Origin of the sequence: Chitinophaga sp., from assembly GCF_039596155.1 — a bacterium.
Lineage (GTDB): Bacteria > Bacteroidota > Bacteroidia > Chitinophagales > Chitinophagaceae > Chitinophaga.
On record NZ_JBCNKF010000001.1, the window covers coordinates 65961 to 91389 of the forward strand.

The 25429-nt window shown below is 45.9% G+C and carries 21 protein-coding genes; 9 read left to right on the forward strand and 12 right to left on the reverse strand.

The window, feature by feature from the left end:
- Positions 1 to 5: 5 nt before the first annotated feature.
- From ABDW33_RS00255 to ABDW33_RS00280, 6 genes are all read right to left on the reverse strand, one after another.
- The gene (locus ABDW33_RS00255; RefSeq protein WP_343688054.1) at positions 6 to 1385 is read right to left on the reverse strand and encodes a RagB/SusD family nutrient uptake outer membrane protein; all 1380 of its coding nucleotides are present in this window, start codon (positions 1383 to 1385) and stop codon (positions 6 to 8) included.
- A gap of 12 nt (positions 1386 to 1397) precedes the next feature.
- On the reverse strand, positions 1398 to 4682 hold the full coding sequence (locus ABDW33_RS00260; protein ID WP_343688055.1) for a SusC/RagA family TonB-linked outer membrane protein: 3285 nt from the start codon (positions 4680 to 4682) through the stop codon (positions 1398 to 1400).
- A 182-nt stretch (positions 4683 to 4864) separates the two neighbouring features.
- Entirely contained in the window at positions 4865 to 6022 is a 1158-nt protein-coding gene (locus ABDW33_RS00265) for a FecR domain-containing protein (RefSeq protein ID WP_343688056.1), read from the reverse strand.
- Between the two features lie 63 nt (positions 6023 to 6085).
- Positions 6086 to 6658: an RNA polymerase sigma-70 factor gene (locus ABDW33_RS00270; RefSeq protein ID WP_343688057.1), complete on the reverse strand. Its 573-nt coding sequence runs from the start codon at positions 6656 to 6658 to the stop codon at positions 6086 to 6088.
- 140 nt (positions 6659 to 6798) lie between these two features.
- Positions 6799 to 8169, reverse strand: coding sequence for a 4-alpha-glucanotransferase (malQ, locus tag ABDW33_RS00275; protein WP_343688058.1), 1371 nt, complete (start codon positions 8167 to 8169; stop codon positions 6799 to 6801).
- 57 nt (positions 8170 to 8226) lie between these two features.
- Positions 8227 to 8967: an NUDIX domain-containing protein gene (locus tag ABDW33_RS00280; RefSeq protein ID WP_343688059.1), complete on the reverse strand. Its 741-nt coding sequence runs from the start codon at positions 8965 to 8967 to the stop codon at positions 8227 to 8229.
- 159 nt (positions 8968 to 9126) lie between these two features.
- On the opposite strand from ABDW33_RS00280, the gene ABDW33_RS00285 reads away from it, so the two are divergent.
- Positions 9127 to 10536, forward strand: a complete 1410-nt coding sequence (locus ABDW33_RS00285; RefSeq protein ID WP_343688060.1) for a sugar MFS transporter — start codon at positions 9127 to 9129, stop codon at positions 10534 to 10536.
- A gap of 16 nt (positions 10537 to 10552) precedes the next feature.
- Here ABDW33_RS00285 and ABDW33_RS00290 read toward each other — a convergent pair whose 3' ends face one another.
- The 3 genes from ABDW33_RS00290 to ABDW33_RS00300 all read right to left on the reverse strand — a co-directional run bounded on the left by ABDW33_RS00290 (position 10553) and on the right by ABDW33_RS00300 (position 13171).
- Positions 10553 to 11230, reverse strand: a complete 678-nt coding sequence (locus ABDW33_RS00290) for a DUF1361 domain-containing protein (protein ID WP_343688061.1) — start codon at positions 11228 to 11230, stop codon at positions 10553 to 10555.
- Between the two features lie 22 nt (positions 11231 to 11252).
- Positions 11253 to 12020 carry a ferritin-like domain-containing protein gene (locus ABDW33_RS00295; protein ID WP_343688062.1) on the reverse strand — a complete coding sequence of 256 codons (768 nt, stop codon included), beginning with the start codon at positions 12018 to 12020 and terminating at the stop codon, positions 11253 to 11255.
- Between the two features lie 203 nt (positions 12021 to 12223).
- Positions 12224 to 13171, reverse strand: coding sequence for an aldo/keto reductase (locus tag ABDW33_RS00300; RefSeq protein WP_343688063.1), 948 nt, complete (start codon positions 13169 to 13171; stop codon positions 12224 to 12226).
- A gap of 236 nt (positions 13172 to 13407) precedes the next feature.
- Here ABDW33_RS00300 and ABDW33_RS00305 point away from each other — a divergent pair, with 236 nt between their 5' ends.
- Together ABDW33_RS00305 and ABDW33_RS00310 are read left to right on the forward strand one after the other, a co-directional pair.
- Positions 13408 to 14367, forward strand: a complete 960-nt coding sequence (locus tag ABDW33_RS00305; protein ID WP_343688064.1) for an ABC transporter ATP-binding protein — start codon at positions 13408 to 13410, stop codon at positions 14365 to 14367.
- The gene (locus ABDW33_RS00310; RefSeq protein WP_343688065.1) at positions 14355 to 15116 is read left to right on the forward strand and encodes a class I SAM-dependent methyltransferase; all 762 of its coding nucleotides are present in this window, start codon (positions 14355 to 14357) and stop codon (positions 15114 to 15116) included. Before ABDW33_RS00305 ends, ABDW33_RS00310 begins: the two co-directional genes overlap by 13 nt.
- Before the next feature lie 96 nt (positions 15117 to 15212).
- On the opposite strand, the gene ABDW33_RS00315 is transcribed toward ABDW33_RS00310, so the two are convergent.
- The 3 genes from ABDW33_RS00315 to ABDW33_RS00325 are packed head-to-tail and all read right to left on the reverse strand — an operon-like array spanning position 15213 to position 18328.
- Positions 15213 to 17459, reverse strand: a complete 2247-nt coding sequence (locus tag ABDW33_RS00315) for a nitric-oxide reductase large subunit (RefSeq protein ID WP_343688066.1) — start codon at positions 17457 to 17459, stop codon at positions 15213 to 15215.
- A 33-nt stretch (positions 17460 to 17492) separates the two neighbouring features.
- On the reverse strand, positions 17493 to 17855 hold the full coding sequence (locus ABDW33_RS00320; RefSeq protein WP_343688067.1) for a group III truncated hemoglobin: 363 nt from the start codon (positions 17853 to 17855) through the stop codon (positions 17493 to 17495).
- Between the two features lie 41 nt (positions 17856 to 17896).
- Complete coding sequence (locus ABDW33_RS00325) at positions 17897 to 18328, reverse strand: Rrf2 family transcriptional regulator (protein ID WP_343688068.1); 432 nt, start codon at positions 18326 to 18328, stop codon at positions 17897 to 17899.
- 161 nt (positions 18329 to 18489) lie between these two features.
- On the opposite strand from ABDW33_RS00325, the gene ABDW33_RS00330 reads away from it, so the two are divergent.
- The 6 genes from ABDW33_RS00330 (at position 18490) to ABDW33_RS00355 (ending at position 25427) form a co-directional block, all read left to right on the forward strand.
- Positions 18490 to 20691, forward strand: coding sequence for a DUF5703 domain-containing protein (locus ABDW33_RS00330; RefSeq protein WP_343688069.1), 2202 nt, complete (start codon positions 18490 to 18492; stop codon positions 20689 to 20691).
- A 41-nt stretch (positions 20692 to 20732) separates the two neighbouring features.
- On the forward strand, positions 20733 to 22220 hold the full coding sequence (locus tag ABDW33_RS00335; protein WP_343688070.1) for an alpha-amylase: 1488 nt from the start codon (positions 20733 to 20735) through the stop codon (positions 22218 to 22220).
- Between the two features lie 143 nt (positions 22221 to 22363).
- Positions 22364 to 23887 (forward strand): carboxypeptidase, encoded by a 1524-nt coding sequence (locus tag ABDW33_RS00340; protein ID WP_343688071.1) that lies wholly within the window; start codon positions 22364 to 22366, stop codon positions 23885 to 23887.
- Between the two features lie 91 nt (positions 23888 to 23978).
- Entirely contained in the window at positions 23979 to 24548 is a 570-nt protein-coding gene (locus ABDW33_RS00345; RefSeq protein WP_343688072.1) for a Crp/Fnr family transcriptional regulator, read from the forward strand.
- A 64-nt stretch (positions 24549 to 24612) separates the two neighbouring features.
- Positions 24613 to 25056 (forward strand): carboxymuconolactone decarboxylase family protein, encoded by a 444-nt coding sequence (locus tag ABDW33_RS00350; RefSeq protein WP_343688073.1) that lies wholly within the window; start codon positions 24613 to 24615, stop codon positions 25054 to 25056.
- An 8-nt stretch (positions 25057 to 25064) separates the two neighbouring features.
- A complete protein-coding gene (locus ABDW33_RS00355; RefSeq protein WP_343688074.1) occupies positions 25065 to 25427 on the forward strand; it encodes a DUF4260 domain-containing protein in 363 nt (120 codons plus the stop codon).
- Positions 25428 to 25429 lie beyond the last annotated feature (2 nt).

The following is a 25429-nucleotide window of genomic DNA, read 5'->3' on the forward strand; positions in this document are numbered from 1 at the left end:
TGGTTTTAATAACCCGGGTTTTGTGTTAAGTTGGGGTCATTGTGAATATCGCTGAGTGGTATCGGGTATAGTGCATCGGTGGCAGACCAGTTGCTTTTCGTAGCACCTAATACCGCATCAATTCTACCTGTACGTTTCAGGTCCATCCACCTGTGTCCATATTCAGAGAACAACTCCAGTCTTCTTTCTTTTTCAATGGCCAGTTTCAACTGATCTTTTGTAGTGGCAGTTGTATTACCCAGACCAGCACGATTGCGGATAATATTTATGTCGCTGATGGCTGCATCCAGGTTATTCAGTTCCATGTTTGCTTCCGCACGGATGAGATACTGTTCTGCCAGCCGCAGGTAAGTGGCATATTCCGCAGCACCCGGATTATTTGCAGTTACCTTGTACTTATATGGATAATGATAAGTTACATTGTCGACGGTAACAGTGCCTATCCAGTTACTATACCTGAGATCACCTGATTCAAAGGCACCTAACAGCTGGTCAGTGATCAGATAACTCGGCGTAGGGCTCAGCAACAGGTAATACTGGCCTTCAGTAGTATACCCTGTGGTAAAGGCGGCTTCCAGCTGCCAGATGGCTTCCTGGTTGTTCTCAGTCATAATGGTTCCTATATTATCAGACGACAGGAGACTGTACAAGCCATTGCTGATCACAGTATTTGCATAATCTGCAGCCTGCTGCCAGTGGCCCATATAGAGGTGCACCCTTGCCAGCATCGCCATGGCAGCGTATTTATTGGGCATGATCTTTTTGCCACCTGAAAAAGTATAATTGGTATTCAGGTTGGCCGATGCAAATTCAAGATCTGCGATAATCTGTTTGTATACACTATCACTCTTACTGCGCGCAATTGATTTGGTATAGGTGACATTGGTGGTAGTGACAAGTGGTACATCGCCCCATATATTCACCAGGTAGAAGTGGCAGAATGCCCTGATAAAGCGGCTTTCCGCCAGTGCATCCGTTCTTACAGAATCCGAGATCGCTCCGGAGCTCTTATTGATTCCATCAATAATACTGTTTGCCTGGTAGTTGACTTCGTATAAGGCCGTCCACAGACTTTGAACATCCGGGTTATTGGCCCCCAGGGCATTTTTAACGAACGGATCATAGGTGTCAGAGGTATTATTAAATACCAGTTCATCGGCAGTCATCGCGGTAAAGGAAGACAGACCCAATTGCAGCTGGTAGGAATCTGATGTGCCCAATGTACTGAGCAAACCAGCCATTGCAGCGCCTACTGTGGCATCAGTTGTAAATACGTTGCCGGAACTCAGCTGGTTGGAAGGGGCGTCCACATCGGCAAATTTTTTACATCCTGCCAGCAGGAAGAAGCAAACTACCGGTAATATGTATTTTATATTGTGTGTCATGATTGTCTGTTTTTAGAATGTCAATTTAAATCCTCCGGTAATTGTTCTTAACGGTGGAATACCTGCCGCACCCGTCTCCGGATCATAACCATCAAAATGCGTAACCGTCAGCAGGTTTTGTGCCCTGACGTAAATCTGTGCAGCAGTCAACTTCACTTTCGAAATCCATTTGCTGTCAAAGTTGTAGACGAGTGATACATTCTTCAACCTTGCATATGCGGCATTACTATATACAGCATCGGATAGTCCGTACTTGATGGCAGACAGGTAAGGAGTATTCTCGCTGTACGAAAAAGTCCGGGTGGCAATCTTTCCATTCGTTTCCTTAAATAACTTATAAGTAGACTGTGTCATATTCACAGGATTATATCCCGGTACGTTTGTTAATGACTGCGAGTTCTTCTTCAGGTTCCTGCCGGTGAACTGTATAAACACATCCAGCTGAAAGCCTTTGTACCGGAATGAGTTGCTAAAACCGCCGTAATAATCGGGATTGCTTTTACCGAAATACACGTAGTCTCCCAGACCATTTGCCATCAACCCGGTTTCAGTGGTAAATGAAGTGGTGCCATTCTTGTTCGCATCCAGGAAATAGGGGAGGTGGCTGGTAGGATCAATCCCCATGAATTGATACCCATATAATCCGCTCATAGATTTACCTACTACATTTGTATATGCATAGGAAGTACTCTGAATGGAAGGGAATGAGGCGAGTTTGGTGTCGGCAAAGGTGATGTTGAAAGTAGTTGACCAGGAGAAATTTTTCCGTTTGATCGGTTGTGCATTAATGGAATATTCCATCCCCTGTTGTTTTAAGGTAGCCGGGAGGTTCATGAAGGAAGTAGGGAACCCGGTTACTGTAGACAGCGGACCCTGTACAAGGGGATTACTTGTTTTGTTCAGGAACCAGGCACCGGTCAGGAGGACACGGTCTTTCAGAAAACCGAGTTCTAACCCGACTTCTCTTTTTTTACTTACTTCCCATTTCAGGTCGGGGTTGGCAATACGGCTGGGAATGATCGCTCCTACGCCGTTATAACCATAATAGCTGGTGGAGTAGGTGTCCATATACTGGTAATTGCTGATCTGGTCATTGCCGGATGTACCATAACTGGCTCTCAGTTTACCAAAGCTGATAACCTGGCTGAGTGATTGCATAAATGCTTCCTGGGAGAATACCCACGCAGCGCCTACTGAAGCAAAGCTACCATAGCGGTTGTTGATCCCAAATTTTGAACTGGCGTCCCACCTGTAATTAGCATTCAGAATATATTTATCGTCCCATTTATAGTTCATACGCCCGAATACAGACTGATACTTGTACTGGGAGGAGAAGGTATATACACGTAGCGAACCCGCAGCACTGGGGCTGGTCAGCAATGCATCTGATGTATAATTGGTGGCTACCAGGTAATAGGGCTGGTTAAATGAATTCGACTGGAAGGTGGTGCCTGCCAGCACATTTAAAGTACCACGACTGATAGCATGTGTATAATCGGCTTGTGGTTCTATGTTCCAGCCTTCCAGTACATTCTCCATGAAGTATGCGCTGGGCAGGGTATTCTGATAAGGATTAATAGATTTGCTATAAGACAGCTTCTGTGAGTTAGACAGCAATTTGTTGTATGCGGAACTGACTTTTATGTTCAGTCCTTTCACGGGAGTATAGCGCAGGGAGATATTGCCAATCAGGTTGTTATTCTTCATGCTATAGGGCGCATATATATAACCCAGTGGATTATCGTAATTCAGCGAAAAACTGTTCATCCAATATAATCCCCCATTCTTGTCGTATAACGGAAAATTCGGTGCTTTGGTGAGGCCTACCAGGGCCAGGTCATAAGAATATCCCAGCCTGTCGATGTTATTATTTTTATCCCATGACATGGTAGAACTGATGGTAGCGTTGAATTTCCTGTCTGGCGAGGTGTGCTCGGCTGTAAAGTGAATCGCTCCCCGCTGGTAGTTATAGTCACCCGGAATAACGGCAGTTTCCCTGTGGTAAGTACCACTTAGCAAAAAGTTAGTTTGCTGGCTGCCACCGGAAAATGTAATGTTTGCGTCGTGCGTAACAGCTGCCTTGCCAATCATGAGTTTTTGAAAATCGGTTGACTTTGTTGTATCCCATACTTTGAGGTCGGGGGCATTGTTCACCGTAGGTGTCGCATTTGAATTGGCAAAAGCTGTTCTGCGAACTTCCAGGTATTGCTGCAGGCTCAGTGGTTTTACCGCGTGTATATCTGCTACGCGGGTAGATCCGGTGGAGGCTGTGATATCAACATTTGTTTTACCCGGCTTTCCTCTTTTTGTCGTGATCAGCACCACCCCGTTAGAGCCGCGGCTACCGTAGATGGCAGTTGCATCTGCGTCTTTCAGGACGTCGATACTTTCAATATCTGCCGGGTTAATATTATTAAGCGGACTGCTGCCAAAGGAAGGTTTAAGATAACCATTGGTATTCCCCCCGGCTGTATACACAGCTTCTGAGGTAAATGGCGCACCATCAATAATGTATAAGGGGTCCGTACCTGACAGGAGAGAGCCAATACCCCTGATCTGAACGGAGATACCAGCGCCCGGGGTACCACTCTGCTCGGTAATGAGAATGCCTGGTAACCGGCCGGAAAGTGCCTGTAAAGGGTTTGTAACAGGCTGTTGCGCAATTTCTTTTGAACTGATGGTAGAAATACTTCCGGTTGAAAAACGCCGTGTGGTGGTACCATATCCCATTACCTGCACTTCATCCAGCTTGCTGGTAGCTGGTTTGAGGTGGATATTAAGAAAGTTTTTCCCATTATACGTTTGCAGCAGTGTTTCGTAACCTATAAAAGAAACTTCTAACACAGCTTCGGCCGGAATACTTTTAAAGGAGAAGGCGCCCTGTACATCGCTACTGGTGCCCAGTTTTGTATTTTTAACTTTGATGGTCGCTCCTGGCAATGGTACGAAATCATTGCCTGTTACGATACCTCTTACCGTTGAATCCTGTGGGGCACTCAGTGCGCGTTCTACAATATAGATACTGTTTCCGCCTGCAAGATTAAAGGTAAGTGGCTGATCGGCCAGCACCTGTTCCAGGGCACTGGTCACAGGGATATTGACCAATTTGATATTTACTTCATGACTTTTTTGCCTAACCATGGAAACATCATATACCATATTATACCCGCTTTGCTGGCGGATCTGTTGCAGCACTTCTTCGAGTGTAGCTTTCTTCATGGTAAGGGTAATCTGTGCATTGCTTTTGGAATAGACCTGTAAACAGGTTATTAATAAAAGCCAGGCAGTAAGCTTCATAATCAAAAGCGATTTTGGTGACATAAATGGCAATATTTTGCCATTAGCAGGTAACTGCATAATTTTGGTTGTTTGGATGTTAAATAAATTAGTCCCCTCAGACTATGTTTTCTAATGTCCAGCTTATACCGGAAGTGGGTCCAATCACTTCCGGTTTTTTACTGATAATGGTTGGTTCCTGATTACTGTGGTTGAATGATCAGACTTTTTTCCTCCTCATTGATTTTGTAATTTATGTGATAGATCTGTAGAAAGCGCAGTGCCTCAGCCAGGGTGGCCGATCTGGATACGCTGAAGTAATACCTGTGTTCCTGCAGTTTCCCTTGTATGACAACCTTTACATCGTACCATCGTTCAATTTCTTTGAGGATGGTGGCGATATCTGCATTCTTAAATACCATACTACCGTCTGTCCATGCAATCGTTTCTTCAATGTCCGGATGTTTGTTCACTGATATGTCCGCGCTGTTATTGTCAAGAATGGCCTGCTGTCCCGGGTACAGCAACTGAGTGGTGGGACCATTCATTACCTTAACACTGCCTGCTATGAGTGTGATGCGCGTTGTACTTTCATCGTTATAGGCGTCTACATTAAACCTGGTGCCAAGTACAATCACCTTTTTATCTCCTTTTGTTACATAAAATGGTTTGTTCGGATGTGGTGCAACAATAAACCATGCCCTGCCTTGCACCTGCACCTCCCGTTCGCTGCCTTCAAAGCTGACAGGGAAGCGGAGCGAAGAAGACGCATCCAATAATACCCTGGTGCCATCTTCGAGGGTCACGGGATACTGTTGCCCTTTATATGTTGTCAGTATGTTATACCCCGCGCTGCCACTGCTTTTTCCTTCATATTGCAGGCCGGCCGGCAGGTTGTTGACCGTTATATTGCCCTGGTGTGCCAGCAGTCCATGTCGTGTACTATCCAAAGTGAGCGTGCTGCCATCATCAAGGGTGAGTGTAGCCTGCTTACGTCCGGCTGGCAGGTCATGCACTGCCAGGGTGGGGGCGGTAGGTGTGGCTGGTTTATTCCACCACCAATAGGTGATGCCTACACATATCAGTAGTACAGCTGCGGCAGCAGGCCAGTAGGAACGTTCCGGCCTGCTGAACTGGATTTTCTTTTGTGCCAGCACCCGCTGTAGTAATTGCTCACTGTTCAGTTCACTGGCGGGAGATTCATTTTCCCAGTATTCCAGCATGGCAGATTCAAGGAATGCTTCTTCATCCCGTCGCACGCCGGCCATAGCGTCCCAGAATTGCTGTTGCTCTTCCAGGGTTGCTTTTCCCTGCATATATTGCTGAAACAGGTATGCAAACCTTTCCTGATTATTTGCCATAAAATAAATCTCTATTATGATAAGACGAATGAAAAGAGTGGGGGTGGTACTGCCCTGGAAAAATTATTTTCCGGACATTAAATAGTATAATAATATAACACTTTCCACACCGCGTTGTTGTAGAAAAGCACGCATACTTTTGAGCGCTTTAGACATGGTTGTTTTTACAGTTTCGGGAGATAAACTCAGCGCCTGGGCTATTTGTTCATGGGTCATGCCCAATTCGCGGTGCATGATAAAAACCTTTCTACGCTGGGGGCTTAAATGATCGATGGCTTCCTGCAGGATACGTTTGGTCTCAGCTTCCAGCAGCCTTTCATCGGCATTCGGGGTGGTGACAGGGTGTGCCATCCGGGAGGCCACTACTGCCTGTAAACGTTGACGGTTGGCTGCAAGCCTGAAGAAGTCCATCGCCTTGTTGTAAGCAACTTTAGAAAGAAATGCATTCACATTGCGGATGTCTGGTAGTAAGTCGCGACCTGTCCACAGGCCGGTAAAGATATCATAGGTAAGTTCTTCTGCTATTTCCGGAATTTTGGTTGTCCTGTTGAGATAAGCGTATATTTTGGGACAATACCTGTTGTACAGGGCTGTAAATGCGGTTTCATCTCCATCCGCAATCAGAGGAAGTAACATTTCATCATTAAATTGATCATACGCCGCCATATAATTCCGCTGATTACTTGCTCATAAAAGTAGAAAAGATGTGTTGGAATTACAAATGGCCACGTCTTATTTTACAACGTTTGAAAAACGAATGACCCGTTGATTCTTTATTAATGGCGGTTATATAATTTCGCCCACTTCCTCAGCCTTTTGATTTTCTCTTTTTTAAATTGTCCGGCCAGCATCCGCCATTTCCAGTTTTCTTTACTACCGGAAGGATTGTTCATCCTGGCTGCAGCAGGTAATTCTAATACATCCTGCATGGGGAGTATCACGATATCTGCTACGGACGAATAGGCCATCCTGCACAGGATGCGTGCTACTTTTTTAGCAGACACTTTAAGTCCTGTATATTCGCGGAGGTTTAATTTCGTTTTTCGATCTGCTTCTTCCTCAAACCATCCGCGTGCAGTATTGTTGTCATGTGTACCTGTGACCGCCACTACATTTGAAATGAAGTGATGCGGAGCATGTTCATTCTGTGGCATATCGTCACCAAAGGCAAACAGTAGTACCCGCATTCCCTTCGGCTGAAACTGTGCCTGCAATGCTCTTACCGGTTCATCTATTGTTCCCAGGTCTTCAGCAATAAAAGGCATAGAAGGGAATAAGGCCTGCAATTTTTGAAACAGGTCCGCTCCCGGGCCCGGTTTCCACTGGCCATTGACGGCTGTCGTCTCTCCGGCCGGAATTTCCCAGTAAGCAGCAAAGGCGCGGAAGTGGTCGAGTCTTAACAGGTCGAACCGTTCCATATTGCGTTGCATCCTGCGGAGCCACCATTGATAATTATCGGCTTTGAGGGCTTCCCAGTTGTAAACGGGTACATTCCAGCACTGCCCTGTTTCACTGAAATAATCAGGCGGCACGCCTGCTATTCCATTCATGTTGAAAAATTCAGGGTGTGCCTTTATATCACAGGCCTCACTATGTATGTAGAAGGGCAGGTCTCCAAAAATGAGGATGCCCTTGTCATTGCAGTATTGTTTGAGGGCAGACCATTGCTGGTCAAATTTGAACTGGTACCATTTTTCCCTGGGAATTTCCGTGAACTCATCCAGCCAGTAGGCCTGTTGTGTGCAATACGCTTCGAATGCTGACTGATCTTCATGCTGTACGAAGTTCAGGTAAGCAATTTCAAGTAGGGCCGATTTAATAGGAATGGCTTTTTCAAAATCAGCTTTATCAGAATTGGGCAGGTGACATCTTTTGAGTTGGGCCTGTGTGAGCAAACCTTCCTGTTCAAGCAATTCCGGGCTGATCAACATCGGGTCGCCAGCCATACTGCTGATGGGGCTGTAGGGTGATAGTGCAGCAGCATCTACGGGATTGACGGGGAGTACCTGCCAGTAACGTTGCCTGGCTATATGGAGCTGATCTGCGAAATGATAGGCTGCCGGCCCCAGATCGCCGGAGCCAAAGGGGCCGGGCAATGAGGTGATATGTAAAAGTATACCAGCACTGCGTTGTGAAAGAGTTGTCATATGCACATGTACAGCTACTACTGTGCCAGTCCGTTTGAGTAAATACTCAATATATCATTACTTCGTATAGATTGCCGGATCAAACTTGTATAGATGTGGTGCTTTATGCGCCCCTCCTGTTTTTGCTTCTCCCTGTTTAATCAGGATATTTTCTTTCATTATTTTCCTGTAAAAATTGCCCCTGTTGAATTTCTGATTCATAATCTTCTCGTAGAGGGCTTGCAGTTGTGGGAGGGTGAAGATCTCCGGCAACAGGTTATATCCAATAGGCTTATGATATAGCTGATCCCTTAATTTCTCCAGTGCCTTCTCAATGATCTGCTGGTGATCCATGACCATTTGCGGCAATTCATAGACCGGCATCCATTCACAGGCATCACTGAACATATCAGGTACAGGCGTCACCTGCGACTGGTCAATCACTGCATAGTACCCGATGGTGACAAAACGCATTTTATGCCAGAGGTTGTCATCATACTCGACAAAGTAGTCTTCAGAACGATTTGGTTCGCCAAACACGCCAAAAACTTCCAGGAACACTTTCTCCGCACCACTTCTTTCGAAGAGGATCCGCTTGGCTGCATCGTCAATAGATTCTGTTTTTTGTATATAACCCCCAGGTAGGATCCACTTGTCATCTCCTTTCATCCTGGCCAGCAGCACATTAAAGCTGCCCTGGTGATAGCCAAAAACGACACAGTCGACAGATAGGTGGGGTAGGGCATTTTTCCATAACGCCTCGCTGGCTTTTTCAATATCAATATTCCGCATAATGACAAAGATAAACAGATTTAACATTAGTGATGATTTTGCCCGGGGAATTGACTGATTCTCGTTCCCATGGCGGGGAAACTTATATGATTTTGAAAGTTTTTGTCGCTTTTTTTGACAAAAATGATTCAGATAGATGTATGTTTGTGTTTTGCCAACTTTAACAAAGAAACGTAAGTCCGGGTTATGAACAATCATAAGAAAGGAAACAATGCAATTCCACTGATCACGATCACGTTATTGTTTTTTATGTGGGGATTTATCACGTGTATGAACGATATTTTGATCCCTTACCTGAAAGAGTTGTTCCAGCTCACCTTCTTCAAATCGATGCTGGTCCAGTTTGCATTCTTCGGCGCATATTTTATCGGTTCGCTGATCTATTTCATTATTTCCTATTACAACGGGGACCCTGTCAATAAGGTGGGGTACAAAAAGGGGATTATCTTTGGTATTATCCTGTCGGCACTGGGCTGTGTATTGTTCCTGCCAGCTGCTACGTATGGTGTGTATGGCCTGTTCCTGAGTGCGTTGTTCGTGCTGGGGCTGGGTTTTACCGTATTGCAGATTACGGCGAATGCCTATGTATCGCTATTGGGGCCTGAGGACAGTGCTTCCAGCAGGTTGAACCTCACACAGGCATTTAATTCATTCGGTACTACGATCGCGCCTATATTAGGTGGTCACCTGATATTTGAGCTGTTCAAGGATCCAAATGGTGGGTTTAGTGCCGCGGCAACCAGAATCCCTTACCTGATCTTTGCAGGCATCCTCTTGCTGGTAGCGGTGTTGATCTGGCGTGTAAAACTGCCAAATTTTGCACAGGACGAAGAAAATCAGCCTAAAGGATTGGGTGTATTACAGTTCCCTCAGCTGAAAAGAGGTATCCTCTCTATCTTCTGTTATGTAGGTGGAGAAGTTGCCGTTGGTAGCTTTATGATCAGCTTCCTGGGGCTGCAGGATATCGCTGGTCTGCAGGAAAGTGAAGCCAAGAAATACCTGGCGATCTATTGGGGAGGCGCGATGATCGGCCGCTTTGTAGGAGCCATCTCGCTGAGTCATACGATGAGTCAGGCCCGGAAAGCGGCGTATATGCTGGTGACCGCCCTGGCAGTATTCGGGGTGATTTACCTGCTGGTAGGTATGCCATTTGAGCAGATCAGTTTCTTCCTGATCTTTATTGCACTGAACTTTGTAGGATTCCTGGTAGGTCGTTCTGCGCCTGCACGCACGTTAGTTATATTCTCCCTGATCAACATGTTCCTGCTGGCGAGTGCCATCATTAACAAAGGAGAAATTGCGATGTTCAGCATTGTGGGTATCGGTATCTTCAACTCTATTATGTTCTCTAACATCTATACACTGGCGATAGCAAAACTGGGTACCTATACCAGCCAGGGTTCTTCCCTGTTGGTGATGGCGATCCTGGGTGGTGCTATTATGCCTGTCATACAGGGTGCATTGGCTGATGCCATTGGCGTACAGTATGCACTGATCGTTCCGTTGATCTGTTATGCAGTGATTCTGAACTTCGGTTTTTATTGTATGAAGCGGTTCAAAAACCTGGAAATGACATCGGTGAAGTCAGGACATTAATACTGCGCTTTAACCATCAAGATATAAAAAAGCGTTCCTCGTTCTGAGGAGCGCTTTTTTTATGATGATGTAATTGCTGCAACGTGTAATAAATAATCCCGAACATGCCCCCGAAACCGATACTAAAAGCCCATGCTCCCAAATGATGATAGGGCTTAAATAAATGTCCTGCCACGGTAAAAAACAATGTTTCAGGATTTGTCACTGCATCCCAGCTATTGAACCGCAGGTAACGGCCAATATAGACGCCATACCCGCACAACACAAAGCTCACCAGCACAATCGCCTTTACCCACAGGCCTTTCAGATGCCTGGCAAGAAAGTGCTCCACCTGCATCAATGAAATAATCCCTAATAGCAAGCCATTCCACGCCGCAGACGATACAATCAGCAGATCATACCAAAGTGGCACCGGAGGTCGCTCACTAAAATGAAAGATGTCGGTTACCATATAAGCTGCATTTGGAAAGAATACCAGCCAGCAGGCCATGAGGCCAACAGACCGCAGGTGGATCCCCGACATTCCCGCCAGCCGGCGGCTGAAGATTAATGGGAGTATGCCCAGAAATGTATTCCAGATATAAAAAATATAAATATTATCATGGTAACGGAGCACGCGTACCACCAGCAATGTCATCGTAAAAGCAATGGCAACAGCCAGCATTTTTTCAAGCGGAGAAATTCTTTTCAACATAATGGTCAGGCTTTTCAGATCCTTAATTTACGGTTTTAGGCTGCAATGATGGTTCCGCAATATAGCGCGGGTGTGGCACCGGAGATGTAACTCTGGCAATGGTCTTATGATATTTATACGTCATCTTATCAATGAAAGACGAGAACGTATTGCCACCTGCCCTGAATAATTTACGATGTCCCAACCACACAACTACTGCAACAGAGAAGAAGGTAATCTGGTAAAAGATACGCCAGAATGGACGATAAAGCACAAACTTGTCCCGGAATAATATAGCGAGTCGTTCCGTCTGGAATTCAATATGTGGGGCTTCGTCAATGAGGATATCTGTACAAATTTGCCTGAGCAGTGTACAATTGCTGGCATCTTTCAACGATTGATAAAAGATCTGGGCGGCGCTCTCTACCGTGAGCACGGTGAGCGTCCAGCAATCCATACTGGTATTGAAATAGCGGCACTTTCTGAAGAGGGTATCTCCCCAGTCGGACTTAACCCTTGGCTGATGAATAGCATCCAGGTAGCGGCCGAGGTGGTTACCGTGTTTTTGCTCTTCTTTTATAAAGAGCTGTACAGCGGTGATATAAGAAGGATCTTTGATCCTGTTGGCATAATTGGTGGCCGTGCGCAACAGATGACTACCATCTGAGGTTTCCCCGAGTTGCCAGGCCTGAAGGGAGCGGAGGATGGGAGCCAGTTCCGCCGGGGAAATGTTGGGGGCTATGGACCAATCGACCCTATGTTTGGTGGCATTTAGCTCAAAATGAGCGATCCATTGGGTACTTGTTTTCATACTATTGAAAGTGCTTTGTAATACAAAGTAAGTGAAAATTATTTTTACCGGGCAAAAAAAATCGAGGTTGTTTCAAAAGTAATCTGAAGGCTATGAGAATCATTAAATGAAATTCTCTCCAACAGGTATCCGGATTAAATCCGGGAAATTTTACTTTTGAGACAACCTCGATTTTTTAACAAAGCTTTAAAAGCAAGAAGGGATTATTTGCTGGCAGTATCCAGTAATCCCAGGTCCTCTGCATCCAGCTGTAAAGCCGGTGCGGCGACCAGCGTTTCCAGCTGTTGCTGGCTCGTAGCACTCACGATGGGTGCTGCAATAGTCGGTTGCGCCAGCAACCATGCCAGGGCAACAGTTGCAGGTTTAGAATCATGTTTGGCAGCTACTTTATCCAACGCATTCAATACGCCAATTCCTTTTTCATTCAGGTATTTTCGCACACCTTCACCACGCACACTCTTCTTAAAATCTTCTTCAGAACGATATTTTCCGGTCAGGAAACCAGCTGCAAGTGACCAATAGGGCATTACACTCAATCCATATTCCTTTGCAACAGGCTGGTATTTTGTTTCGAAATTTGTCCGCTCTACGAGGTTATAATGTGGCTGTAATGCCTGGTAGCGTGGCAACCCTTTCGTTTCTGCCAGTTTCAGGGACTCGGTCAGGCGTTCCGGTGTTAAGTTGGAAGCCGCAATATATCTCACTTTGCCCGCCTTGATGATTTCATCATAAGCTGATAAAGTTTCTTCCACGGGCGTCACATTATCATCAAAGTGTGTATAGTACAGATCGATATGGTCTGTTTGCAACCGCTGCAATGACTCATCTACTGATTTCAGGATGTGTGCTTTGCTCACATCTTCTTTATGTTCTCTGTTCCGGGCACCTACTTTTGTAGCCAGGATGATCTGATCACGATTGCCACGTGCCTTCATCCATTTACCTATAATTGCTTCTGACTCACCTCCTTTATTGCCTTCTGCCCACCAGGAATAGGTATCAGCAGTATCTATAAAGTTAAAGCCGGCATTGACAAACGCATCTAATATTTCAAATGATTGTTTTTCGTCTAAAGTCCAGCCGAATACGTTACCACCAAAGTTGATGGGGGCTACCTGTAAGTCTGTTTTTCCTATTGTAATCTTTTTCATCTGTCATCAATTTGAGACTATAAAAGTACCCCGAATGACAAAAGTGGGGTTTGTAAAATGGGGGCAATTAATTGTAGATTTCTTTTACTTTTGTTTAGGTAGTGTTTCAACTACATTTTTTTCCAAAGAATCACCCGACTCTCCGTGCAGTTGCCGTAGGCAACTGCACGGAGAGTCGGCATGGGCCTGCGGTTGGCTTGACTTAATTCAAAAATCATACACTACCTTTGTTTATTATGAGTTTTTTAACAGTAACAGGGATCTGTACACAGGTGAATGGAGAATTGGTTTTAAAGGGTATTGATTTTGTGCAGGAAAAGCACCAGCAGATTGCAATTGTGGGTGCCTCCGGTTCCGGGAAAAGTACCTTATTGAAAATTGTAGCCGGATTATTGCAGACGGATGAAGGGGAAGTAAGATTTGAAGGTAACCGGGTGAAAGGCCCACTCGAACGACTACTCCCCGGTGAACCTGGTATTGCTTACCTGAGCCAGCACTATGAACTGCGATTGAATTATAGGGTAGAAGAGGTGCTGGAATATGCCAATAAAATGACGGAGGAGGAAGCGGATGAACTCTACAGCATTTGCAGGATCAGCCATTTGATGAAAAGGAGAACCGATGAGCTCTCAGGTGGAGAAAAGCAGCGTGTGGCGATGGCGCGTTTGTTAATCGGTAACCCCCGGTTATTCCTGCTGGATGAACCATTTTCCAACCTGGATTATTCTCATAAGCAGATATTGAAAACAGTGATCAAAGAAATAGGGGAGAAGCTGGATCTGACCTGTCTGCTTGTTTCTCATGATCCACAGGATACACTGTCATGGGCCGATGAAATCCTGGTTGTAAAAGATGGATTGATCGTACAAAGAGGTACGCCATTTGAAGTATACAATCATCCTGTAGATGAATATACAGCCGGCCTGTTCGGACCTTATAACCTGGTAGCACCCAACGTACTGGAGCAAACAGGCGACAGGAAAATATTTATCAGGCCGGAAAATCTGCAGTTTGGATATAAGGCTGGCATCAAAGGACTTGTAGAAGAAGTGAATTACATGGGAAATGCTTATGAGATTGGTGTGAAAGTGCCGGGTGGGTCTGTGCTGATAAGAACGACTGATTTAATTGCAATACCTAAAAAAGGGAACACGGTATACCTGGGTATAAAACCTGATACAATATGGCATCTGTAGACAAGTTTAACTCAAAGGAGCGATTTTCAGACAGGGTAGACAACTACAAAAAATATCGTCCTACCTATCCGGATACGTTGATTGAATTTTTGCAGACCAAGGCAGGGCTCACGACTGGTTCAGCCATTGCAGACATTGGTTCCGGCACCGGTATCCTGACAGAATTGTTGTTAAAGAAAGGCTGGACCGTATATGCTATTGAACCAAATGCAAAGATGCGCGAGGCGGCGGAGGCACAGTTGAACGATTATCCCAATTTCTCTTCACTCAACGGATCGGGAGAATCGACGGGGTTGCCTGATCAGTCAGTACAACTGATCACCGTAGCACAGGCTTTTCACTGGATTGATCCTGTCGTAGCCAGGAAGGAATTTGACCGTATCCTGTTGCCAGGTGGTTATGTAGCATTATTATGGAACCTGCGTACACTTGAATCACCGTTTGATAAAGGATATGAAACACTCAAGGCGACTTATGGCACGGATTATCATGAAATCCGGAAGGCACATGAACCTGAGTTAACCGCATTTTTTGCACCCGCTGAAATGGAAGTACATTACTTCAGGCATAGCCAGCAGCTCGATTTTGAAGGGTTGAAAGGACAGGTGCTGAGTTCTTCATATATGCCACAGCCGGGGCAGGGAAATTACGAGGAGATGATGCAGGCGTTGACGGAGTTGTTTGAGGTGAATCAGCGGGATGGCGAAGTGACGATCACTTATGATACCAAGTTGTACATCAACAAATAGCGGGTAGATGGGCATGTACAGGGTAATTGAATAAAGGCATGCCATTTATCATTAAAAAGAGCCTGCCGCAGGAGACCCTGCAGCAGGCATTGCATCTTAACGCTCTTCTTTTAAAGACCAGCCGGTCTTTAATCCAATTACAAAAATCACCAGCAGCGATTCACCTGCTGCCAGTAATATATCGCCTGGCACTCTTAACCAGCGCAGTGTCTGCATCGTATCAGTATGCATAAACTCCGCAGATCTTGCATACCAGTAACCATGTTGTATAGAAGCAATCGCCTGCAGGATACCCATTGGCAGCATGCTTACAGTTACCATCACCAGCAACCCTATATTTGTCAGCCAGAAAGACCATCCCAGCAGTTGATCATTCCACTGCCTGCCAGGATATAAGCCTCTCAATACAAACAGCATCAGGCCAATACCAAGTATACCATACACACCGAACAATGCCGCGTGGCCATGAACGGCCGTGGTATTCAGACCCTGTATGTAGTACAATGCAATGGGAGGATTGATCGCAAAACCAAAGATGCCCGCACCCAGGAAGTTCCAGAAGCACATGGCAACGAGGCAATAGATCGGCCATTTATAGGCCCTGATCCAGGGGGTTGCCTTACTCAGCGTATAGTTGTGATAAGCTTCGTAACCAATCACCACCAGCGGCACAATCTCCAGTGCACTGAAAGTAGCACCCAGTGCCAGCACAGAGATCGGCGTAGCACTAAAGTACAGATGGTGGAAGGTACCGATGATACCACCAAAGAGGAAAATGATCGTAGAGAAAAGTACAGCAGTCGTAGCAGACCTGATCTGTAACAATCCAAGCCGGCAAAAAAGGAAAGCCCCCACCACTGTGGCGAATACTTCAAAGAATCCTTCTACCCACAGGTGCACTACCCACCAGCGCCAGTATTCTGCAACAGCCATGTGTGTCTGTCTGCCATACATCAATCCTGCAGCATAGAACACGGCAATTGCAATAGATGCGATCACGAAGAGGGTAAGGAGGTGGCGGCTTTCATCTTTCTTCCGCAATGCAGGCAACAGTGCTCTCAGCATCAGTACCAGCCAGATCACAAGACCCACGAGCAACAGTATTTGCCATATTCTTCCCAGTTCAATGTATTCATACCCCTGGTGTCCCCACAGGAAGTTATCTACGAGTCCTAATTTTTGCATCACACCTAACCACTGCCCGACCAGGGAACCTACTACGACGATGAGCAATGCACCGAACAGGATATTTACACCCAGGCGCTGGAATTTAGGTTCATAGCCGGATACAGCAGGTGCAATGTACAGGCCTGTAGCGAGCCAGGAAGTGGCGATCCAGAAAATAGCGAGCTGCACGTGCCAGCTGCGTGACACAGACGCAGGCAGGAATTTGTCTAATGGCAATCCGTAAAATGCGTTGCCTTCTACGCCATAGTGAGCCGTGATCACACCTGCCAGCATCTGTACGATAATGAGGGCACTTACAATCCAGAAGTACTTTAACGTCGCCTTCATGGATGGTGTAATCACGGTATGGCGCAGGGGATCTTCATCAGGTAGGATAGCAGGATGCTCTTCTGCGTTGCGTGCGTGGTATAAAATAAGCAGTGCGGTACAGGCCAGTAGCAGCAACACACTGAATCCTGACCACAGGTGCAGCGAGGAAGATGGTACGTTGCCCACCGTTTCATCGCCGGGCCAGTTGTTAGTATAGCTCACTGTTCCACCAGGACGTTCAGTAATACATACCCAGGTAGACCATGCGAAGAATGCATTCATCTTACGCATGCGTTCAGGGTCTTTAATGGTATGCCCCGGAATAGCGTATTGTTCACGGAGTTTGGAGAAAGCAGGATCACCTTCCCGCATGAACAGGTTGCCATAATACGTAGCGAGTTCGTTGAAAGCAGTTACTCGTGGAGCGGCAAATATAATAGTGTTAGTTACCGCATCGAAAGTGTTTTTACGAATAATGTTTTTGAGTCGCTGTTGGTACATTGCCTGTATATCATCAGGCAGTTGTGCATAGTCTTTCTGGTCGGCTGTTGCGAGTGCATGCAGCATGATGACGGATTCCCTGTGCAGGTAGTCTGCTGTCCAGTCGGGAGCAATATAGCTGCCGTGTCCCCAGATGCTGCCGACGGTTTGTCCGCCAATGGATTGCCATACGTTCTGTCCGTCGCGGATATCCTGTCCGGTAAAAAGCACATTGCCAGATTCGTCTGTGACCTGATCGGGTATAGGAGGAAGTTGGTGATAAATGTCTCTGCCAAAATAGATTAATACGGCAAAGCTGGATAGTAAGACCATGGCAAGGCCTATCCATAGTTTTCGTACGGTCATTTTTAGTGAATTTAGATAAGAAGAGAGGTGGTATTATGCCTGGCGGGCCACTACATGCTGCATGACAACTGATATTTTTTGCGCCCTGTTCTTGGCTGCCTGTGCCGTCTCACCAGCGAACAGTTCATCGATGGTGCTGTTAAAGATGGAAAGCCAGGTGTTGAAATGCACCGTGTCGATAGCCATTCCGCGGTGTACACTCATGGGATCGCCCTCATAAGTTTTGGTATAGAGCAACAGTGTACTCCAGAAGTTACATAGTTTCTGCAGGTGCGTATCCCAGTCCTGGATGCGGGAGTTGAAGATGGGACCTATAGTATTGTCCGCTCTGACCCTGGCATAGAAGGTATGCACCAGGAGTTGTATGTCTTCTTCGGTTGTGATATCGGTTTGCATAATTTAATACCTTTTTGTCTTTTATTAGTATAAAAAAAATGTCAGCGTTTCAGGAACCCAATGTCCTTGGCGAGTTTTTCGTGAAACTCATCCAGTCTGGTGTTGTTCAGCATATCAGACATCTCTTCCCTGATCTTTTTGAACTCGTGGTGGATAGGGCAGGGTTTGGATTCCGAGCAGTAATCCAGGCCGAGTCCGCAGCCTGAGAAGATCTTGTCGCCGTCGATCGCTCTTACAATATCAGCTATAGAGCATTGAAGGGCTTTTTTGTCCAGGTAAAAACCCCCGGTAGGGCCTTTGAAGGAGAGTAAGAGTCCTTTCCTGGTAAGCTCCTGCAGGATTTTGGCGATGAAGTATTCAGGGGAGTCTATACCCGCAGCAATATCCTTAACGCCCACTTTAATGTCGTTTTTGGATTGCTGTGCAATGTAGATCATTGCCCTGATGCCGTATTCGCAGGTTTTTGAGAACATAGTGCAAAGATAGGGGGAAATAATAAAAGACAAAAAAGTATTTTATTGGGTGCCGGGTAGATTTTATAAGAGCGTAGAATTTATTGCTGCCGATGTGGCGGGGGATTTCATTTTTGGAATTGTATCCTGTATTTTTAAGTGTAGCCTTTACAATCAATTCCATGTTATACAGATTTTTGTTATCCTGTTTATTACTTATTTCTATTACTGCCAATGCCCAGGTTGTATGGAACACACAAAGCCTGCATTCCGGTGAATCTATGCCCTGCGGAGGAGGGGACATTGGTTTGAATGTGTGGGTAGAAAAGGGGGACCTGCTGTTTTATTTGTCGCGTAGTGGCACTTTTGATGAAAATAATGCGATGCTCAAGTTAGGCAGGGTAAGCGTACATATATCCGGACAACCTTTTGACAAAGGAGATTTCAAACAGGAATTGCAAGTGGAAGATGGGCATGTGGTGGTGAGTGGGGGTGGTGTGAACATCCTGTTATGGGTAGATGTATTTCATCCGGTAGTACACGTGAGTATGAAGAGTCAGCATGCTGTGGATGTGCGTGTAGTGTATGAATCCTGGCGATATGAAGATCACGTGATACAGGACGGAGTAGAGTGCAGGGCAAATTCGTATAAGGTGTTACAGGCGTTTCCCCTCATTACTTACAGGGATTCAATTTCATTTGTGAATAACAATGTTGTTTTTTATCATCGGAACAGGTCCGACGTGGTCGATATTTTCGATTATACGGTGAGAATGGAAGGCATGTCTTCCGTGAAAGGGCAGTTGTACAACCCTATTCGTAACAACACTTTCGGAGGCATATTACAGGGAAAGGGAATGGTAGCAGATGGTATAACGAATGGGCAATATGCCGATACAAAGTACCGCGGATGGGCGTTAAAAACACCTGAGCCGGTGCGTTCGCAGGAGATCAGGATTGGTTTGAATGTAGCACAGACAAATACAGTACATGAGTGGGAGCAGGGGGTGCAGGCACTGATGCGGGTACCTGTTTCACAGCAACCTAGTCTTGCCTGGTGGCATCAATTCTGGCAACGAAGTTATATTCACCATGATGCCATTGGCCGTAACTATAAATTATTCAGGTATCAACTTGCCTGCAATGCTTTTGGCGTATGGCCTACAAAATTCAACGGGGGGTTATTCACATTCGATCCGTGTTATGTAGACAGCAGCAAACATTTCTCGCCTGATTTCCGTGCATGGGGGGGCGGTACGATGACTGCGCAAAATCAACGGCTGGTATATTTTCCCATGTTGAAAAACGGCGATGGGGACATGCTAAAAGGGCAATTTGATTTTTATCTGCGTTTGTTGCACAATGCCTCTTTACGTAGTAAGGTGTATTGGAATCATGGGGGAGCCTGCTTTACAGAGCAGATAGAAAATTTTGGTCTGCCGAATATAACGGAATATCACCCGGAACGGCCGGCAGGAACTGATCCGGGGGTGGAGTATAACAAGTGGCTGGAGTACGAGTGGGAAACGGTGTTTGAGTTTTGCCTGATGATGCTGGATCAGCAGCAGTATGAGGGAGGGAGCCTCCAAAGATATTTACCCTTTATAGATAGTTGTCTTTCTTTTTATGATGCACATTATCACACATTCGATGCACAGGGGCATTATATTTTCTATCCTACTTCTGCTGCCGAAACGTATAAGATGACGTACAATTCGACTACAGTCATTGCAGCGATGCAAACCATCCTGAAAAGATTAATGAAAGTGGCAAAGCAGCCAAAGTGGGATACCATGTTTGCACATTTACCGCCTATTCCATTCGGTGAATATGAAGGGTATCCTACCATTTTACCGGCAGAAAAATGGGCGCGCATTCAGAACAGGGAAACGCCGCAGTTGTACCCTGTATTTCCCTGGGGAATTTACGGGATTGGCAAACCGGGATTGGACACCGCCATCAATACCTACAGATACGATCCGCAATCAGTAGCCCAGTGGGATTATGTGGGCTGGAAACAATATGCTGTCTTCGCGGCCAGGCTGGGTTTGACGGCAGATGCCGCAAAACTGAGTGCGTTGAAATTCAAAGATGGTCCACATCGTTTTCCCACATTCTGGGGGCCGGGTTTTGACTGGACACCTGATCACAACTGGGGAGGGTCTGCCATGATTGGGGTCCAGGAAATGTTGCTGCAGACGGATGATCAGAAGATCTATTTGCTACCGGCATGGCCTCAGGACCAGGATGTCGCGTTCAAGCTGCATGCTCCCTACCAGACTACAGTAGAAGCCGAGGTAAAAGGAGGAAAAGTGATCTTCGTAAAAGTAATCCCTGCGGCAAGAGCGAAAGACGTGATCTATCCAAAATGGGGTGGCATATGATTTGATTTAACTCAGTTATCCCCAAATGGATAGCTCTATATATGCAAAACGGTACGATGATCCAGTATTTCCACTGGTATACTCCCGCTGATGGTAGTTTATGGAATGAAGTGAAGAATAATGCCAAAGCATTGGCTGAAATGGGCATCAATGCAGTGTGGCTACCTCCGGCTTACAAAGGCGCAGATGGCGCTAACAGCCATGGATACGACGTTTACGATAAGTATGACCTGGGCGAGTTTGATCAGAAAGGATCTGTACGCACCCGGTTCGGTACCAAAGACGAATACATAGCCGCTGTGAAGGCCATACATGATGCAGGTATGCAGTTGTACATCGATGTAGTGGCCAACCACCTGATAGGTGCCGATGAAACGGAGAAGGTGACGGTGCGTAAAGTAGACCCTGAAAACAGGAATGAGTTCATATCTGAACCTTATGAGATAGAAGCCTACACCAAATTTACTTTCCCCGGCAGGAAGGGCAAATATTCACAATTTGTATGGGATCACCGTTGTTTTACGGGTATTGACTATGCTGCCGACACGCAGGAAACGGGCATCTTTACCATCCAGAATGAGTATGGCGAGGGCTGGGAAGAGGTGGTGGATGATGAAAAAGGTAACTTCGATTACCTGATGGGCGCTGATGTGGAATTCCGTAATCCTGAAGTAAGGGAGGAGTTCAGAAGATGGGGAGAATGGTATTACAATACGGTGAAATTTGACGGTTTCCGGCTGGACGCGGTGAAGCATATTACCCCTCACTTCTTCAAAGAATGGCTGGAGCAGATGCGACAGTTTACAGGCCGGGAGATGTTTGCAGTAGGAGAATATTGGGCACCGGGACAATTGGACCTGTTACTGAAATACATAGATGCAACAGAGGGTAAGATGTCGTTATTTGATTCTTCCCTGCATCACAACCTGCACCATGCATCAAAGAGCGGAAAGGATTATGACCTGAGTAAGATACTGGATGATTCACTCGTATCCTGCAAGCCGTTCCTGGCAGTGACAGTGGTGGGGAATCATGATACACAGCCTTTGCAGGCACTGGAGGCGCCGCTGGATGACTGGTTCAAGCCACTGGCTTATGCTTTGATACTGCTGCGGGAGCATGGTTATCCATGTGTGTTTTATGCGGACCTCTATGGCGCGGAGTATACAGATAAAGATAATGAAGGAAATGATTGCCATATTCTCATTGCGCCGGTGTTAGGGCTTGATAAACTGATCAGGGCAAGGGATCAGTATGCATATGGTATACAGCGTGATTATTTCGATCATCCTAATTGTATTGGATGGACGAGAGAAGGAGACGAGGAGCATGAAGGATCAGGATGTGCAGTGGTAATGTCTAACGGAGAAGAGGGTAATAAGCATATGGAGATCGGTAAACAGCATGCAGGTAAGAAGTTTAAAGATATCACGGGTAGCAGGGAAGAGGAGATTGTAGTGAACGAGGATGGCTGGGCTGAGTTTACCTGTGGAGCCGGATCTGTGGCTGTATGGGCACTGGCGCAATAGAAAGGTTCCCGGTCGGAAACGCCGGGGGAGAATAAAGGAGGCAGGTACAGGAAGGGGCTTTAAGAGAATTGCAGTGACTAATGGATGGAAGGTAGTAGCCAAGGGCTAAAACTTTTTATCTTTACGCTCTCTAAACCTGAATTATGACCAAAATCCTTTGTCTTTCGTTGGCGCTGTCCTGCAGCATACTCAGCCATTTGCATGCACAAAACAAAGAGTCTTTTAAGAATGACGCTCCGGTGTCACCCAGCCGGATACTGAAAATTGATTCTGCCGTTGTCACCCATCATGAAGTTACCATCAAAGGGCAGCGTGTACCATATTCTGCCACAGCTGGCAGTATGCCGATCTGGGATGAAGATGGCCGTCCGGTAGCGGGTGTATTCTACACCTATTATGAAAGAGAGGATATCAGGGATAAATCTAACCGTCCATTGGTAGTTTCTTTCAACGGTGGTCCCGGTACGCCATCTGTATGGATGGAAATAGGCTATACCGGCCCCCGTTTGCTCAACATCGACGACGAAGGTTATCCTGTGCAGCCTTTTGGTATGCGCGATAATCCTAATTCTATCCTGGATGTTGCGGATATCGTATACGTAGATCCTGTAAATACAGGTTATTCCCGCCCGGTGAGCAAAGATGTACCTGGTTCACGTTTTTATGGCGTAAATGCAGACATCAAGTATCTCGCAGAGTGGATCAATACATTTGTAACTCGCAAAGGCCGCTGGGCTTCTCCTAAGTTCCTGATCGGTGAAAGCTATGGTACAACCCGTGTATCCGGTTTAGCATTGGAATTGCAGGAAGAACAATGGATGTACCTGAACGGGGTGATTCTTGTATCACCTACTGATCTGGGCATTGACCGTAATGGTCCGCTGGACCAGGCACTGAGTCTGCCTTACTATGCAGCAACCGCCTGGTACCACAGGAAACTTCCTGCCGACTTACAATCCAAAGATCTGAATGAAGTACTGCCGGAGGTTGAGAAATTTACCATTAATGAACTGGTACCCGCTATTTCCAGGGGTGGTTCACTGGAGGATGCAGAACGGAAAGCACTGGCACAGCGCCTGAGTCATTACAGTGGCTTGTCTGCACAGGTATTCCTCGAAAACAACCTCGTCGTTTCTACTAACTTGTTCTGGAAAGAACTGCTCCGTGACCAGGGGTATACCGTTGGCCGCCTGGATTCAAGGTACAAAGGTCTGGATAAACAGAATGGCGGTAGCAGACCTGATTACAATGCGGAACTGACTGCATGGTTACAGGCATTTACCCCGGCTATCCACATTTACCTGCGTGAGGAGCTGGAATATAAAACAGACCTGAAATATAACATGTTCGGACAGGTATGGCCATGGGACAACCAGAATAATAAAACTGGTGAAAACCTGCGTCAGGCTATTGCACAGAATCCATTCCTGCACCTGTTGGTACAATCCGGTTACTATGATGGGGCCTGTGATTATTTCAATGCAAAGTATAGCATCTGGCAACTGGATCCGGGAGGTAAGCTGAAGAACCGGATCAAATGGGAGGGGTACAGAAGCGGACATATGATGTACCTGCGCAAAGATGATCTGGCTGCGGCAAATGAGAATCTTAGAAAGTTTATTAAGGAGGCAATACCTGCCAAGGGTACGCCAGCAAAATATGAATAGTTTTTAAAGAGGTTGTCTTAGAGGAATTGCAAAGATCCGGGCACTGGCCCGGCCGTAAATTACCTGTAAGACAACCTTCTCTGTTTATACTATGGAAAGACTGCTACAACATGTACAACGGTATGTAGAATTAGACAGTGACGAGCAGGAACTGTTGTTGTCCTGCATGCGGTATGAGGAGGTAGGTAAAAAAGCCCATTTGCTAAAACAGGGAAAGATCTGCACGGGAAGATATTTTGTGATTAAGGGATTATTGCGGCAGTATATTATCGGTGAAAACGGGGCAGAGCAGATCACGCATTTTGCGCTTGAAAACTGGTGGATGGCAGATTATGACAGCCTGGAAAGGCAACAGCCTGCTGAATTCTTTATTCAGGCGGTGGAGCCCTCTGAATTGCTGGTGCTGGATAAAGAGAAGGAGGAAGAGTTGTTTGAGAAAGTACCCAAAATGGAACGGTATTTCAGGTTATTGTTACAGCGGTCTTATGCAGCATCAATGATGCGGATCAAGTATATTTTTACAACGAGTGGAGAAGAAAGATATAATCATTTTAATAGTTTGTTTCCCGAGTTTATACAACGTATTCCACAATATATGTTAGCTTCCTATTTAGGTTTCAGTGCTGAATTTTTAAGTAAAATAAGGGCAAAGAGATCTTGAACTAGTTCAAGATTTTGTAGGGTGATTCTGGTGCAACTTTGTGTCAACAACAAAACATAATGACATGCAAAACAGAATTAACATTAGTAAGGTAGACCCCGAAGCTTACAAAGTAATGATGGCTTTTGAGAAGTATTTACATGGTACAAAACTGACGCCTGTTCAGCGTGAATTAATAAAGATCAGGACTTCACAGATAAATGGTTGTGCCTATTGCCTGGATATGCATACGAGAGATGCGCGGAAATTAGGCGAGACAGAGCAAAGGATCTATACCTTATCTGCCTGGCGGGAAACGCCCTTCTTTACAGCAGAAGAGAGGGCTATACTGGCGCTGGTGGAAGAGGTAACAGAGATCAGTAAAGGACATGTAAAGGATGAGACCTATGCAGCAGCAGCGGAAGTGCTGGACGAGCAAACGATTGCCCAGGTGATCATGGCGACGATAGCCATGAATAGCTGGAACAGGATAGGTATTTCCACCAATATGCAACCTGAAATTGCATAAATTTATGGATGAAAACAATCATCACACTTGAAGAAGTCGCATTCTTTCTGATTGCGCTTGTAGCTTTTCACTTGCAGTCTGCGTACGCCTGGTGGCTTTTTCCCGCTTGCCTCTTACTGCCTGATCTCTCTATGGCAGGATACCTGGCAGGACCTAAAGTAGGTGCGTATACGTATAACATTGTGCATCACCGGGCTATAGCACTTGTAATCTATTGCCTGGGCTGGACGGCGCATAGTGAGTTGTGGTTGTTTGTGGGAATTATATTATTTGCGCATTCTTCGATGGACCGTGTATTTGGGTATGGGTTGAAGTATGTGACAGGGTTTACAGACACCCATTTAGGAAAGATAGGAAAACGCCCCTCGTAAAC